This is a genomic window from Thiomonas sp. 13-64-67, assembly GCF_002282795.1.
In the GTDB taxonomy this organism is placed as follows: domain Bacteria; phylum Pseudomonadota; class Gammaproteobacteria; order Burkholderiales; family Burkholderiaceae_C; genus Thiomonas; species Thiomonas arsenitoxydans.
Genome location: NZ_NCKP01000046.1, coordinates 1 through 14,690 on the forward strand (window position 1 = coordinate 1; position 14,690 = coordinate 14,690).

At 62.8% G+C, this 14,690-nt stretch carries 12 protein-coding genes; 10 read left to right on the top strand and 2 right to left on the bottom strand.

Annotated features, from left to right (window positions below; all coding sequences use genetic code 11):
* The first annotated feature begins 907 nt into the window (after positions 1 to 907).
* The 7 genes from B7X30_RS11405 to B7X30_RS11435 all read left to right on the top strand — a co-directional run bounded on the left by B7X30_RS11405 (position 908) and on the right by B7X30_RS11435 (position 8,743).
* Positions 908 to 2,101, top strand: coding sequence for an AAA family ATPase (locus B7X30_RS11405; protein WP_286730696.1), 1,194 nt, complete (start codon positions 908 to 910; stop codon positions 2,099 to 2,101).
* A complete protein-coding gene (locus B7X30_RS11410; RefSeq protein ID WP_286730699.1) occupies positions 2,101 to 2,394 on the top strand; it encodes a hypothetical protein in 294 nt (97 codons plus the stop codon). Before B7X30_RS11405 ends, B7X30_RS11410 begins: the two co-directional genes overlap by 1 nt.
* Before the next feature lie 103 nt (positions 2,395 to 2,497).
* Positions 2,498 to 4,012, top strand: a complete 1,515-nt coding sequence (locus B7X30_RS11415) for a site-specific DNA-methyltransferase (protein ID WP_276732739.1) — start codon at positions 2,498 to 2,500, stop codon at positions 4,010 to 4,012.
* Between the two features lie 5 nt (positions 4,013 to 4,017).
* A complete protein-coding gene (locus B7X30_RS11420; RefSeq protein WP_286730703.1) occupies positions 4,018 to 6,690 on the top strand; it encodes a DEAD/DEAH box helicase in 2,673 nt (890 codons plus the stop codon).
* A gap of 2 nt (positions 6,691 to 6,692) precedes the next feature.
* Positions 6,693 to 7,607: a restriction endonuclease gene (locus B7X30_RS11425; protein ID WP_286730706.1), complete on the top strand. Its 915-nt coding sequence runs from the start codon at positions 6,693 to 6,695 to the stop codon at positions 7,605 to 7,607.
* On the top strand, positions 7,604 to 7,969 hold the full coding sequence (locus B7X30_RS11430; protein ID WP_286730708.1) for a hypothetical protein: 366 nt from the start codon (positions 7,604 to 7,606) through the stop codon (positions 7,967 to 7,969). The genes B7X30_RS11425 and B7X30_RS11430 overlap by 4 nt, the downstream gene beginning before the upstream one ends.
* Positions 7,970 to 8,005: 36 nt before the next feature.
* Positions 8,006 to 8,743: a UPF0149 family protein gene (locus B7X30_RS11435; protein ID WP_286730709.1), complete on the top strand. Its 738-nt coding sequence runs from the start codon at positions 8,006 to 8,008 to the stop codon at positions 8,741 to 8,743.
* 141 nt (positions 8,744 to 8,884) lie between these two features.
* On the opposite strand, the gene B7X30_RS11440 is transcribed toward B7X30_RS11435, so the two are convergent.
* Entirely contained in the window at positions 8,885 to 9,100 is a 216-nt protein-coding gene (locus B7X30_RS11440; RefSeq protein WP_013107496.1) for a helix-turn-helix domain-containing protein, read from the bottom strand.
* Between the two features lie 148 nt (positions 9,101 to 9,248).
* Here B7X30_RS11440 and B7X30_RS11445 point away from each other — a divergent pair, with 148 nt between their 5' ends.
* Genes B7X30_RS11445 through B7X30_RS11455 form a run of 3 tightly spaced genes read left to right on the top strand, consistent with a single transcriptional unit; the run spans position 9,249 to position 11,671 of the window.
* On the top strand, positions 9,249 to 9,479 hold the full coding sequence (locus tag B7X30_RS11445; protein ID WP_013107495.1) for a hypothetical protein: 231 nt from the start codon (positions 9,249 to 9,251) through the stop codon (positions 9,477 to 9,479).
* Positions 9,472 to 10,722 carry a site-specific integrase gene (locus tag B7X30_RS11450; RefSeq protein WP_286730712.1) on the top strand — a complete coding sequence of 417 codons (1,251 nt, stop codon included), beginning with the start codon at positions 9,472 to 9,474 and terminating at the stop codon, positions 10,720 to 10,722. Before B7X30_RS11445 ends, B7X30_RS11450 begins: the two co-directional genes overlap by 8 nt.
* Complete coding sequence (locus B7X30_RS11455; protein WP_286730714.1) at positions 10,715 to 11,671, top strand: HD domain-containing protein; 957 nt, start codon at positions 10,715 to 10,717, stop codon at positions 11,669 to 11,671. The genes B7X30_RS11450 and B7X30_RS11455 overlap by 8 nt, the downstream gene beginning before the upstream one ends.
* A gap of 207 nt (positions 11,672 to 11,878) precedes the next feature.
* Here B7X30_RS11455 and B7X30_RS11460 read toward each other — a convergent pair.
* The coding region (locus B7X30_RS11460; RefSeq protein ID WP_286730715.1) for a tyrosine-type recombinase/integrase at positions 11,879 to 14,690 on the bottom strand (2,812 nt) is incomplete at its 5' end.

Genomic DNA, 14,690 nt, shown 5'->3' on the forward strand with positions numbered 1-14,690 from the left:
CGTGCAACTGCTGCTCCAGCAAGCGCAGCGATTCGACCTGATGATGAATGCGCGCGATCTGCTGGTCGATGAGATGGTTGATGTCGTCGCACGCATTCGGTTTGACGATCAATCTGCCCAGCTACAGCCCTTAGCTCAATCCCGAAGGGTGCCTGAACGCAGACTGTTGGCGCCGATGCCGATTTGAGCCACATGCCGATCGGCGACTGGGCCATGGAAAACGAGCTGCGCGCGGCGTCAGGCTTGAATTTCGTCGCCCTCCAACCGGCTCACCGCAAACCCGGCGCATGGCTCAAATCGGCATCGGCGCCAACACAAAGGCCTTGATCCGCTAGAGTTCGCTGAGCGAAGCCCCCATTGCGAACGCCGCCGCAAACGCACGTCGCGACTGATCGTGGGTGGAACCTGGCTTTTGCTGGTCGTCGGTCTGTTCGTCCTAGTGGAGCTGACCAAGACCCGAGACCGGCCTACAGCTCGACTGTGTATCCGCGCAGCGAGCTCACCCGGGATGCGTCTGGGAAGAGTCGCGACACAAGCGGATCCTGAGCGGCGTCAACATGAAGCCAAGGACTTAGCGGTTCTTGGCTTTTTTTTGCCTGCGGCATTTTGGGCACGGTGCCCAATCCGTGCCCATCTCGTGCCCAAACCAAGGCGCCTTGCACGCGCGTTATGACCTTCGGTCAACATGAGCTTCCCTGAATTGGGCACGGAGTTTCGAACGGGATGGCATGAAATACATGCGCCGATCGATCAAACCCACCCCCTACTTTAGTTGTGATGCCGGTGGCGACCTGGGGCGCTCTAAAACTCGGGCGAATCTCGATGGCCTTATCGACAAGGCATAATGGCCGGGTATAATTGATTTCACACGAAATATCGTGTGAAATTAAAGATAGGAGCCCACCCCATGCTGCACAGCTATGCGGCGACCAATTTCCAGTCTTTCTTGGATCGTGTCGAGGTTGATCTCGTCGTCAATCAGCGCGTTCCCCACACCGACTGGATGGCGACCAGCGCTGCCGGTCAGCGTGTGTCCAAGGTGCTGGGCGTCATCGGCGCGAACGCTTCCGGCAAGACAGCGTTGCTCAAGCCCTTGGCGTTTCTGGGTTGGTTTCTGAGTGCCTCGTTCCAGCAAACGCAGCCGGGAGCCCCCATTCCGGTGTCGCCGCATTTCGCCAACAACGCCGAGCCGGTGGAATTGGAATGCACCGCCGAGATCAAGGGTGAGCTGTGGCGCTATGTTCTGCGTTGCACCCCGCAGCGGGTGCTGCACGAAGCGCTGTACCGCAAACATGACCGCTTTCGCTATGTCTACATCCGGGACTGGGACGAAGCCAAAGCGGCTTACGTCGTGCGGCAGCAGGACTTTGGTCTCGACCACGGCAAGGCGGTGGAAGCGCGGCCCAATGTCTCGCTGATTGCCTGGGCTGCGCAATACGGCGTGCCCTTGGCGCTCAAGCTCGCCACACCTATCGTCAGCAGCAACGTGAACATGGTGGGCCGTGTCCAGACGGGCGATCTTGCCGTGTTGCAGGCCAGCAAGAACTTCTATGAGAACCCGCCTCTGCGCGAGCAGATGGAAAGTCTGCTCTGTGGCTGGGATCTGGGCCTTTCTGGACTGAGCATCCGCGAGTCCGAAGTCGCGCAGAACCTGCTCAACCCTGACGTCAAACAGAAGGTCTGGATGCCCTACGGTCGCCATGCCAGTCACGGTCAGGATTTCGAGTTGCCCTTTTTCCTGGAGTCCAACGGCACCAAGAGCGCGTTCTCCTTGCTCTCCTTCTTGCTACCCACTCTCAGCAAGGGCGGCTTGGCGGTGATCGATGAATTCGAGAGCGACTTGCATCCCCACATGCTGGCGGCGATTCTCGATCTCTTTGCCAGTCAGCGGACCAATCCGCATAACGCCCAGTTGGTGTTCACCAGCCACGCCATCGAAGTGCTGAACCTGCTGGATAAACATCAGGTCATGTTGGTGGAGAAGAACGCGGATTGTGAAAGCACCGCCCTGCGGCTCGATCAGATCAGCGGCGTGCGCAGCGATGTCAGCCTGTACGGCAAATACATGGCCGGTGCGTTTGGCGCGGTGCCCAATCTGTAATGACGCCGCGACATCTGAATCGCCCCCAATGCCGCACCCTGCTCCTTGTCGGCGAGGGCGAAACCGAACAGGCCTTTTTGCAGCACGTCAAGGCGCTGTACGTGCAACGCGGCAGCGGTTTGCGTGTGACCGTGCGCTGCGCCCACGGCAAAGGCGCAAGCCATGTGGTGGACTACGCCATCCGCCAGCGCATTCACCAGTTCGACCAGGTTGCTGCGCTGCTCGATACCGATACCGGATGGAGCATCGCGGTACAAAAGCGGGCGCAGGAAAAGCGCTTACTTCGGCGCTGATGCCTTGCAAGTCGGGCGAAAAATAGAACCTACGCTGGACGACTTGCTACGCTTGCTCGCGGCGTAGCCATTGGCGGCACGCCTTCATACAACACACCACCCCATGCCATTTCTCGATTGGGTCAACAAAAACCAGGCCAAGGAAACGTCGCGCGACGTGCCTTATCACCTGCTCCACCAACAACAGACCTACGGCGACGCGGCCGACAATCTGCTGATCCAGGGCGACAACCTGCTTGCGCTCAAGGCGCTGATTCCGTTCTATGCGGGCCGGGTGAAGTGCATCTTCATCGATCCGCCCTACAACACCCAGAGCGCGTTCGAGCATTACGACGACAAGCTGGAGCACAGCCAGTGGCTGTCGATGATGTACCCGCGACTGGTGCTGCTGCGCGAGTTGCTGGCGGAGGACGGCTCGATCTGGGTGACCATCGACGACAACGAAGCGCACTACCTCAAGGTGTTGATGGATGAGGTGTTTGGGCGAAACAATTTTGTTTCAAACGTCATATGGCAGAAGCGTTTCTCGCCGAACAGCACTGCCGTTCACTTGTCCGATTCGCACGACCACGTTTTGTCCTATGCCAAGGCCAAACAGTCCTGGAACAGGAATCTCTTGCGGCGCACAGCCAAGGCCGATTCAACATACAAAAATCCTGATAACGATCCCCGGGGCGTATGGACTTCAAGCGATCTTTCTGCAAGAAACTTCTATTCCCTTGGCACCTACAGCGTGACGAGCCGAACGGGAAGAGTTATCAGCGGGCCACCCCCAGGTCGCTATTGGACAATAGCAAAGGAAAAGTTTCTGGAACTCGACGCAGACAACCGCATCTGGTGGGGCAGTTCAGGGAACAACCAGCCACGCCTTAAGCGATTTTTGTCGGATGTGAGATCTGGGGTTGTTCCACAAACGATCTGGCTTCACGAAGAAGTTGGCCATACCCAGGAGGCCAAAAAGGAGGTATTGGCATTCGATTCCGAGAACGTCTTTGGCACTCCAAAGCCAGAGCGCTTAATCGAACGGATGCTGGATATAGCCACCAACCCCGGCGACCTCATCCTCGACTCCTTCCTCGGCTCCGGCACCACGGCCGCCGTGGCGCAAAAGATGGGCCGTCGCTGGATCGGCATCGAAATGGGCGAGCACGCCCGCACCCACTGCATCCCACGCCTGCAAAAGGTCATCGACGGCGAACAGGGCGGCATCAGCGAGGCGGTCGGCTGGAAGGGCGGCGGCGGTTTTCGTTTCTACACCCTGGGCGAGACGGCGTTCGACGCCCACGGCCACATCAACGCCGCCGTGCGTTTTGCCACGCTGGCCGCCTATGTCTGGCACCTCGAAGTGGGCGAGCCCGGCGCGCAGGACTTCGATTCGCCCTTGCTGGGCATGCACAACGGCACGGCCTACTACCTGCTTTACAACGGCATTCTGGGCGACCGCAGGCCCGATGGCGGCAATGTGCTCACCCATCCCGTCCTGCAGCACTTGCAGGCGCTCGCCGCGCATCCCGGCCCGAAGGTGATCTACGGCGAAAGCAGCCGTCTTGGCCCGGCGCGGCTTGCTGCCGAGGGCATCACCTTCAAGCAGATTCCCTACGACATCAAGATGCGCTGACTGTCATGCTCACCCTCAAGACCTACCAGCAGCAAACCCTTGATGCGCTCACCGCGTTTTTGCAGCGCTGCCGCAGCCAGCCCGTGGCGCAAGCCTTCGCCGCCACCCTGGCCGGGCAGGAACGGGCCGTGGCCTACCAGCCGATTTTCGGTGACACCCCCGCCGTGTGCCTGCGCATCCCCACCGGCGGCGGCAAGACACTTTTGGCCGCGCACTGCATCGCCGCCACATCGCGTACCCTGCTCGACACCGATGCCCCCGTGACGCTGTGGCTCACCCCCTCCGACACCATCCGCACCCAGACCCTCGAAGCCCTGACCAATGTGCGCCACCCCTACCGGCAGGCGCTCGCCCACGCCTTCGGCGACCGCGTGCAAGTGTGCGACCTCGACAGCCTGCAAACCCTCAGCCCGCAGGACGTGGGCAAGGCGGCCATCGTAGTGGTGGCCACCATTCAGAGCTTCAACGTCAGCAACACCGCGCAGCGCAATGTGTACGCCTTCTTCGAGGAACTGGCGCCGCACTTCGACAACCTACCGCCGCACCTCACGCAGGGGCTAGAGAAAGTCACCGCCGCCGATCTGCTGAGCCAACCCTACCTGACCGAGAAAGACGTGGGGAGGGTGAAGTATTCCGTGGCGAACTGGCTGCACCTGCAGCGCCCGGTGGTCATCGTGGACGAGGCGCACAACAACCGCACCGAGCGATTCTTCCAGACGCTGGGGCGGGTGAATCCCAGTTGCATCATCGAACTCACCGCCACGCCGGTTCCCGGCAACAACGTGCTGCACCATGTCAGCGCCCAGGAACTCAAGGCCGAGCAGATGATCAAGCTGCCCATCGTGCTGGCCGAGCATCCGCAAGGCTGGCGCGACTGTGTGGCCGACGCCATGCGCACCCGCGACCAGTTGGAGACCACGGCGCAGGCCGAGCCCGACTACATTCGGCCCATCGTCCTGATTCAGGCGGCGCCCAAAGGGAATGAGGCCACGGTGGAGGTGGTGCGCCAGTACCTGATCGACGAGCAAAAGATTCCCGAAGATCAGATCGCGGTGGCCACCGGCGCGCAAAAGGAACTCGACGGCATCGACCTGTTCGACCGCGCTTGCCCGGTTCGCTACGTCATCACCGTGGAAGCGCTCAAGGAAGGCTGGGATTGCTCCTTTGCCTATGTGCTGGCTTCGCTGCAATCGGTGAACTCGGCCAAGGACGTGGAGCAGTTGCTTGGCCGCGTGCTGCGCATGCCCTATGCCCGCTCCCGCCAGCAGGAGGCGCTGAACAAGGCCTATGCCCACATCATTGCCGAGAACTTCGCCCAGGCGGCGTCCACGCTCAAAGACCGCATGGTGCAGAACATGGGCTTCGAGCGTTTCGAGGCGGCAGCCGCCTTGCTGCCGCAGGGCTCACTCGATTTGCAAGGGGGACAAGGCAGGGCGCCAAACGCGATTCCTGACTTCATGCTGCAGGTTTCGCAAGCGCCTGACACCCAGCACTGGCCGGAACCGCTGCGGCAGGCCGTGGACATCCGCCCAACTTCGCTGGGCGCAACGGTGATTCTGCGCGGCGATGTCAACGCGGACACGCTGGCGCAGGCGCAAGCCTTCTTCGAGAACACCGTCCCCGCCAAGGAACGCGACAAGGTGCGCGATCAGTTCGACGACTTCCGCGCCCTGCGCCAGGCGATGCGCGCCCCGGCGCAATTGGGCGCGACCTTCATCCCCATTCCGCAACTTTGTCTGAACCTGGACGGCCACCTGGAAACGGTGGAACGAGAAACGCTGACCGGGCTGGGCGACTGGAATCTGGCGAAGCAGCCCGCCCAACTGGCCGGGTTCAACCTCACCGAGACGGTGAACACCTTCCAGATCGACGTGAACGCCGCCCGCGTTGAATACCGCAAGATCGACACCGCGCAGCTTCACCTCGACGATGCCCCCAGCCATGTGTCCGAGCACGACCTGGTGGCGTGGCTGGATCGGGAGTTGCGCCAGCCCGATGTGTCGCAGCCGCAATTGCAGGCCTATTTGCTGCGCATGGTGCAGCACCTGCTGCACGACCGGCGCATGACCCTCACCGCGCTGGTGCGGGCGCGGTTCCAGTTGGCGCAGGCCATCGAGCGCGAAATCGAACGCCTGCGGCAATATGCCGTGGCGCAGGGGTTCCAGCTTCGACTGCCGGAGATGACTGTGCCGCCAACAGAACAAGCCGCGCCGCACAGCTTTCGCTTCCAGCTCGGGCAATATCCGGCCAGGAATGCGTACCGGGGCAGCTACCAATTCGACAAGCACTTCTACCCGGTGATTCACGACTTGCGGGAGAAGACCCCCGGCGGGAAGGAAGCCGAAGAGTTCCGCTGCGCCCAGTTGATCGACGCGCACCGCCTGGTGAAGTTCTGGGTGCGCAATATCGAGCGCCAGCCGCAATGTTCGTTCTGGCTCCCGACCGCCACGGATTACTTCTACCCGGACTTTGTGGCCGAACTCATTGACGGTCGCATTCTCGTCGTGGAATACAAGGGCGAGCCCTACAAGACCAACGACGACTCGCGCGAGAAAAAACTGGCCGGTGAGCAATGGGAGCGCAGCAGCGTGGGGCGCTGCCTGTTTCTGTTCGCCGTCGAACGCGATGATCAGGGGCGGGACGTGGCGAAACAGCTCGAAGCCAAGATTGGGGGCTGACGATGGCACGCCGCCGTAAGAGTAAAAGCCTCGGTGAAATGGGGTTCACGCTGCTCGCCATCGGCGGGGGCGGGCTGCTTGCGCTGAATTTTTTGCAAAACAGTCCCTTGGCGCTCATGTTCATGGCGTTGCGTCCCTGGGCGTGGCTGGCCGTCGCTCTCGGCGCCTTCCTCCTTGGCTTGCAGGCAATGTCCACCCGACGGGGCGGTGATTTGAGCTGGAAGCCTGTCGAGCCGAGCTTCGGGAGCCGTCGGTCCCCCTCAAAACACAGATCCAGTCAACCCGCAGACGTATTGATCGACGATGACCTGCGCGACCGCTGGCGTCCCCCCGAGCGGGCGGAGGCCGCCGTTGCGCGGCCGACAGCATGGACGCAAGCCGTGTTCGATCTGATCGAATGGCGGCGCTTTGAAGCGCTGTGCGAGGCGTTGCTGCAACAGGAGGGATGGTTCACCGCATCGCAGGCGTTCGGTGCGGATGGCGGCATCGACATCCGGCTCTATAGCGATGCGTCCAAATCGCAGTTGATCGGCATCGTGCAATGCAAGAACTGGTCAAGGAAAAAGATCAGTGAAGTGCCGATCCGCGAATTCCTGGGCCTGAAAACCGATCATGGCGTCAGCACGGCGTTGTTCATCACCTCGTCCTCGTTCCTGCCCGGCGCGGTGGATTTGGCGGCCCGGCATGACATCGTGTGGGTGGATGGCAGGGGGCTGCTGGCCCGCATTCTGGCGCAGCCCGTTGAAGTGCAGCAACGCTTGCTGGCGGTGGCCACGGAGGGCGAGTTCTGGCGGCCCACCTGCGTACAGTGCGGAACGAAAATGACGCTCAGAACCAACTCCACCAATGCAAGCCGGTTCTGGTCGTGCACACGGTGCGGGCATACGCTGTCTGCGCGTCAGGAGGTTGGGTCGTGAAGCCGATTCCGTGGATGGCGGTGGCTTGGTTCGTTATCTCGATCATTGCCTTGGGGATGTCGATCAAGACGTTTCAGACGACCACAGGGCCGCTGCACGGGCACGCGCCCCAGAGCGGGCCGATCCCCAGTCCAGCGACCGCCGTCGCCCCTGCGCCCGTCAACCCAAGCGCCCACACGGCTGCGACCCCGCAAACGCCGCCAGTTCAAAATCGCCCATTCATCGCGGCGGGCGACAAACTGCTGAAATGCGTCGTGAACGGTCAGGTGACCTATACCAACAACCCGCAAGAGTGTCCGTCGGGCACCGCCTCCATTGTGACGGTGTTTCCCGCGAAGGGCTATTTGGCGACGAAGCCGTAACGCATGCCTTCGACGACACCTTGAAAAGCTATCTCCATGACCGATCTCAACCAAGCCCTGACTGCCGAAGAGCTCGACGAGCTCAGCGATTTTCTGGCTCAGCCCGATATGGAGGATCGGTCGATGGATCTGTCCATGCTGGAGGGGTATCTGACGGCCATCCTCATCGGCCCGCGCGTGGTGATGCCATCGCAGTGGTTGCCCTGGGTGTGGGATGCCGACGAAGGGCAGGAGGAGGCCGTATTCGCTGATCTCGATCAGGCCAATCGCATCATGGGTCTGCTGATGCGTTTTCTGAATGGCATTGTTCAAACCTTCTTGACCGACCCGGCTGCGTTCGAGCCCATTTATTGGCGTGGCGCGCAATGGGGCGCCGCCGAATGGTGCGAAGGGTTCTTGCTGGGCACGCAGTTCGACCGTGAGGCCTGGGCGGGTTTATGGGTGATTCAGCCAACCTGGGTGACGCCTTTCCTACGACTGGGTACGGAGACGGGCATCAACTCCACGAAGAATGAAAGCAATGCCGAGCTGTGGATGCAGGCCGTCGCACCGACGCTAATCAAGATTCACGCTTTCTGGAAAGAACGGCGGCAGGCGGTGCCTGCAGGGATCGTCGAGGATGACTTCGGATTCGGGCGGCAGCGTACTCCCGCCGTGCGCGCCACGTCGAAAGTCGGCCGCAACGAACCATGCCCATGCGGCAGCGGGAAGAAGTTCAAGAAGTGTTGCGGGAGCACAAGCGAGACCGCTCCGCCGGGGCCCCATCTGCATTGAGTCGCGCGCTGCGCTGTCTCCTATCCATTTCGATCTAAAGCTGCGGCAGGCGCCAAGATTCGGCGCCGGAATGGCCTCGCGGCGCACCCCCTTATCTGGGTCATAGTGGGGGATGCGAAAAAGCGCATCTGGCCTCGTGGGCTATCGCGCCGAGGTTCCGGCCTCGTGCCGTAGCAAATCCTGCACTTCACACCCGAAGTACTCGCAAAGCTTGTCCAGCACATCGAGCTCTATCCGCTCTGCAGTCTCGTGATAGAGGCGCGTCAAGGTTCCGCGGTTGATCCCGGTGTCGCGCGCGACGTCCGCAATCTTGAGTTTGCGGTCGCCCAGCAGTGAAGAGAGTCTGCATTTGATCACAATGACCTCCAGCGAATCATTTTTGCAACAGGGAGATCGTTTTGGCTTGCAAAAGATCTACAACGACATAGAATGGTCTCCAGGAGATCATTCCGAGCAATGGGGAGTGAATCCGACCTTCAACGCATCTTACTAGGAGAGCAACACGATGTGCACCTATCTCACCACCGACGAGCTTTCAGCCCGGATCAAGTACGACGCGCGGACAATCCGCGAACGTCTCAAGGACTCCGTGCTGCTTGAAGGCATTCACTACGTGCGCCCATTCGGGCGCCGCAAGATCCTCTACATCTGGGAGCAGATCGAAAAAGACCTCAACGCGCTGTCGGGCGAGTCTTCGGCGATTCGGATGGCAGACGGGAGCGTGTGTCATGCCTAACATCCGAGTCCGCCCAGACACGGGCAAGCTCTTTCTGGACTTCCGGCACGGCGGCAAGCGCTACCGTGAACAGACGTCCATGGAGGACACGAAAGAGAACCGGAAGAAGTTGGAGCGACTTGCTGCACGAATCCAACGCGATATGCAACTTGGGACGTTTGATCCAGGCGCCTATTTCCCGAAAGCAGGATTTAGCACCCGATCGGCAATAGCATCCGCAACGTCGGCCCCGCCGAGTACCACAGCGACGTTTACGGCGGCAGCGATTCCTCCAACCCCACTGTTCGCCGATTTCGCGCAGCAATGGCAAGCCGAGAACGCCGTGCAATGGCGGCGCTCTTACCAGCGCACGGTCGCCGACATCGTCTCGGTGCACCTGTTGCCGCACTTCGGGCAGCAGGAAGTCGGAAGCATCTCGCGGGAACAGATTCTGATCTTTCGGTCCTCACTCGCCAAAGCTCCGGGCCGCAAGAAGGAAACCCTGTCACCCCGCAGAATCAACGCAGTGATGAACATCCTGCGCGGAATCCTCTTTGAAGCCTCCGACCGCTACCAGTTTACCTGTCCGTTTTACAACATCAAGCCGCTCAAGGTCGCCAAGAGCGACGTGCAGCCCTTCACCCTCGACGAGGTCAAGGCGCTGCTCGCGGCCGCGCGTGAGGATTTCCGTGATTACTACACCGTGCGCTTCTTTACCGGACTGCGCACCGGAGAGATCGACGGGCTCAAGTGGAAGTACGTCGACTTCTCGCACCGCCTCATTCTCATCCGCGAAACCCTCGTGGCGGGGGAGGAAGACGAGACCAAGACCATCGAGTCCAACCGTGACGTGCAGATGAGCCAGATCGTGTTCGATGCCCTCCAAAGGCAATTTGCGCGAACCGGGCCTCTGAAGAACTGGGTGTTTTGCAACCGCCAGGGCCAGCCGCTGGATCACAACAACGTCACCAAGCGCGTGTGGTACCCGCTGCTGCGCTATCTCGGCTACACGCCCCGGCGCCCTTACCAGACCCGGCATACGGCCGCCACCCTCTGGCTGGCCGCCGGCGAGAACCCCGAATGGATCGCCCGGCAGATGGGACACACCTCCACCGAGATGCTGTTCAAGGTCTACAGCCGCTACGTCCCCAACCTGACCCGTCGTGATGGCTCGGCGTTCGAGCGCTTGCTCACCACGGCCATGGCCCGTGTGGACGTGACGCAGAACCTGCCCGCCGCCGCACAAGGAGCCCAACATGACTGATCCCACGCACCCCTGTCCCAGCGACTTGCCGATGTTGCCGCAGATCTACCGGCTGGCCAGCGTCAACAGCCGAGCCGATGCGACCGGATGTCTGCATCACACGGCCCATCTGTTTCACACCCAGGCCAGCTTCAAAGCCTGCTGGTCCGCCGGCCAACTCGATGCCCGGCTGCGCAGCGGGGTGTTGGTCAGTCCGCGCTGGAGCGGCCCCGGGCGCAGCGAGAACGGCTGCCTGGCCATCGCGCGGCTGGTGGTCTTGGAGCGGCCCGTGGCCGAGCTGGGATTGTTCCAGACCGCATTGCCCGGATGGCGGGTGGAGCCTGCGCTACTGCAGCGCGCACACCGGCTGTGGGAGGCTTTGCCGGTTTCCCACCGCCTATTGCTCAACGCCCTCTTTTGGGACGCAGAGCGGTTTCGTCGGCTCTGTACCGGCCCGTCTTCGATGGAAGGACACCATCACGACGAAGCGGGCAATCTGCGCCACACCGTCGAAGTGGCCGAGCAGGTGCGCGCACTGGCGTCCGACCGGGCGTATGTCGACCGGGATCTGGCCGTGCTGGCTGCGCTGTTGCACGACGCCGGCAAGGCGGAAGAATATCGGCGGCGTGCCGATGGCAGTTGGGGGATGAGCGACCGCGGGCGACTCATTGGTCATCGCACCACCGTCATCGAATGGGTGGCCGGCGCCATCGCCCGCTGGCGCATCCGCCTGCCTGCCGGACACGAGATGGCGCTGCTGCACATTCTGGCCGCTGTTGCGCATGCCCCGGCGTGGATGGGCCTGCGAGAGCCGCAAACCCCGGAAGCGGAACTGCTCTCGCTGGCCGACCGGCTCTCCGGCACCGACGATCTGATGCAGCGACTACTGCCCAACGGGGCAGGCTGGGGCGCCTATCACAAGCACTTGGGACGGCGACCCTATCGGGTGGCCGCGCCCGAACTGGTGTGAGGGCGTTCGTAAAACACGGGATGGCACGGGTTTGGGAATGGAATGAGGTGGCGGGGCGCTGTGGAACTTGTGGGCAGCCGCCGACCGGTGGACGGGCGGTGGGCAGGCGGCAGGCTGTCCACGGGCCGCCCACGGGGGGGCGCCAGCGCAGGCGGGCATCGGCGTAGCCGACTGTCCACAAATCCCCAGCGCCAGATCGCGTACCGGCTAAGGCCCTTTCCTCACCAGAATGGAAACAGTCATCACATAAGCGGCGGCATCCAGCGCGGCGATCAGCCCGCCAGGACGGGCCTTGCCGTGCGCGCCATCGATCACGCGCAACTGCCCATCCGGCGGCGAAGGATGTGAGGGGTGGAATGACCGCGCTGCTTGGACCGAGATCGTCACAGGGCCACCGAGTGCCGTCGCCCAATGATGTACCTGCTCGGTTGCCGTGTGCGCACTGCGCAACGCGGGTCGGAGCTGCCATGACAGCACGTGGGCTTGGAGCGCTGGGGAGTGTATCGACAGGGTATCGAGCATCTGTTTCCACCGCCGGGCATCCTCGAGTGCGGTGAACGCCACGGCATGATCATCGCTGTCGTGCAAGCGCCAGTGCAGGCTCAGCGCCTGCTCGGCCGCTGCCGCATCCGTCCGCCACCATTGCCGCAAAGCCTCAAGCATGGCCTGGGCCGTGGTGCGCAGCGCCCGCGCGCGCAGTTGCTTGAGCGTGCGAGGCCGTTCGAGTCGCAAATGACCGACGACCATCGGCGCGACAGGGCGTTCGGTTCGCTGGTGCCGTGCCGGGCTGGTACCGCGCAACTGCGCCCACCGCTCCGTGACTTGATGGATGCGCTGTGCCAGAGTATCGCTGACTTGGCGCACCGACTCCGTGTCATAGGGATCGCGGCGTGAAGCAGCCAGCAAGGCCAACGCATCGGTGATGCTCATCAGCGCCGACTCGACCGGAGAGGGCTGGCCAGCGCTGGGCGCCACGCCAGACGGGGGCTCCGCGGGCCAGGGACAAGGCAGGGACTGCGCGTGGGCTGAGGACGCGGCTAACTTTTTAACCCAGTGTGCGCTGCGAACGACCCAACTGCTGCGCGGGTACCGCCGGTGGTGCAGCACGTCCACCTGATTGACCGTGGAGCCTGCCAACCAGGCGATGACCTTCGAAGGCGGTGATGACGCATCATGTTGCACCGCCAGACCCAGCAGCAGGTCGAGTAGATGCACATAGCTGCCCAAGGTGGTTTGCGGCGTGGCGTGCCCCATGAAGGCGGCCACAGCCCACAACAAAGGGCGCTGGGCTTCGCCCAGTCCGAGGAGGGCCTGGCGCTTGGGCGCAATGGACTCGGGTTTCAAGCCGAGCAGGGCGGCGGCTCCCGGGGTGAGGTCGTCCATGAACTGGGCGAGCAGCGCATTGGCCGCACTATGCCGCAGGTGGTGGAATCGCAGCGACGGTTCCCCGCAGACCGCGCGCATCGCCGCTTGCACCGGGTTGAACAGGGACTCCTCGGGTCGGGGCTGGTCCGGCGCCTGCGGATCGGGCAGGAACAAGGCCGTGTCCCTGAAGTCCGGGCGGTTTTGCAGCAGTCGCTCCGTTTTCGCATGGATCAGGCGCAGCAGATCCAGTTCCTCCTGCGTGCAGAACGCGCTCAGCGGCAGCACACGGCGGCCGCTGTCGCGCTTGAGCGCGCGTCCGGCATGGCTGCGCACGAACAGCAGGGGCTGCGGGCGCCATTGCACATCGATCCAGCGCAACCCGCGGATTTCCGTGCGTCGCAGACCGCAACGATAGCCCAGGATCGCCGCCGCCTGGCAGTGGCGTGGCTGGGCGCTGCGCCGCAGTGTTTGCCGCACCGACACGAACTCTGATTCGGTGATCAGTTGGGCGTCGACGCTGGAACCCACACCCTCGTCCAGGTCGGGCGCCGGGCTATCCCACCGTTTGTGGGCGCGCACGTAGGTGTCGAGCTGTTGGAGTGCGGTGGCGATGTTGCTGCGATGACGCTCCCCCGTGGCCTGCACGATGGACTGGATGGCATCGTCCCAGTCTGCGACCTTGTCGGGAAGATGCGTACCCAATACCGCAGCGAGTTTGCGATCCACTCGGGCAAGTAGCTCGTGCGCCGAACTCAGGCGAATGCCCTTGCGGCCAGAAGGGCGCAACAGTCCGATCAGCCATCCGGCCAAGACCCCTTCCAGCCGGTCCCGGTCTGTTGCATGCTGGCGCACGAAGTTGCGCAGCACGCGCACGATATGCGGAGCCTGTTGCGGCGCGGCGCGCAGCAGGCGACGGAGTTCGGATGGGGGGACGATGGCAGCGGACGAAGGGGATGTTTCAGAGGCGCGGCCCGGCCCGGTGCGCTCCACCGTCGGCACCGGGATCGGCTCGGGCGCCAGTCGCCGGCCCATCAACAGACGCCACCAGGCGTGCGGCGGCAGACAGGCGTTGGCGACAAGACCGCGGGCCGCCTGCGCCAGAAACGGCGGCAGCCGATAGTGCCACTTCGCCTGGGCGCAGCGCACGAAGTCGGTATAGCTGTCCAAGACCAGGGACTGGACATCCAGAAAGCGTTTGAGCGCCTTCCAAATCGGACGTGCCACAGACGGGGGCGAGTCGGCTTCTCCGCTCAGGGGCGGGCTGTCGCGGCGTTGGTCGAGCCAGCGCAACGCAAGCAGGGCGGTGAACGGATCGAACAGATGTCGCTGCCAGTTGCCGCTGCGGTCAGTCCACTCCGTCCAAACCCGGCGACCATCTGGGCTGACGCGAAGGGTGTTGGCCCTGAGCGCGGCGGCGACTCGCCGGATGCGGTCTTCGCCGATCAGCGCCGACGACCAAATGGCGCTGATGAGAATCTGCTCAAAAGTGATTTCTGCGCCAGTCCCGGCGCATCGCAGCCAATGGTTTTGCAGCGCCTGCTCGATCAAGCCCTCCTGCGTCAAGGCCGGGAAGGTCAGGGCGTTGAGCGGCGGGGTCGGCCCGCGCAGCACCAGAATCCGCGGGGGAACACGCACGCTCCAGCCGCGTTCCAGC

What these genes read in the sequence shown, in the direction of transcription:
- B7X30_RS11420 (WP_286730703.1), top strand. Translation starts at nt 4,018, where the DNA reads ATGCTCACCCTCAAGACCTACCAGCAGCAAACCCTTGATGCGCTCACC.
- B7X30_RS11450 (WP_286730712.1), top strand. Translation starts at nt 9,472, where the DNA reads ATGCCTAACATCCGAGTCCGCCCAGACACGGGCAAGCTCTTTCTGGAC.
- B7X30_RS11435 (WP_286730709.1), top strand. Translation starts at nt 8,006, where the DNA reads ATGACCGATCTCAACCAAGCCCTGACTGCCGAAGAGCTCGACGAGCTC.
- B7X30_RS11405 (WP_286730696.1), top strand. Translation starts at nt 908, where the DNA reads ATGCTGCACAGCTATGCGGCGACCAATTTCCAGTCTTTCTTGGATCGT.
- B7X30_RS11455 (WP_286730714.1), top strand. Translation starts at nt 10,715, where the DNA reads ATGACTGATCCCACGCACCCCTGTCCCAGCGACTTGCCGATGTTGCCG.
- B7X30_RS11425 (WP_286730706.1), top strand. Translation starts at nt 6,693, where the DNA reads ATGGCACGCCGCCGTAAGAGTAAAAGCCTCGGTGAAATGGGGTTCACG.
- B7X30_RS11410 (WP_286730699.1), top strand. Translation starts at nt 2,101, where the DNA reads ATGACGCCGCGACATCTGAATCGCCCCCAATGCCGCACCCTGCTCCTT.
- B7X30_RS11445 (WP_013107495.1), top strand. Translation starts at nt 9,249, where the DNA reads ATGTGCACCTATCTCACCACCGACGAGCTTTCAGCCCGGATCAAGTAC.
- B7X30_RS11415 (WP_276732739.1), top strand. Translation starts at nt 2,498, where the DNA reads ATGCCATTTCTCGATTGGGTCAACAAAAACCAGGCCAAGGAAACGTCG.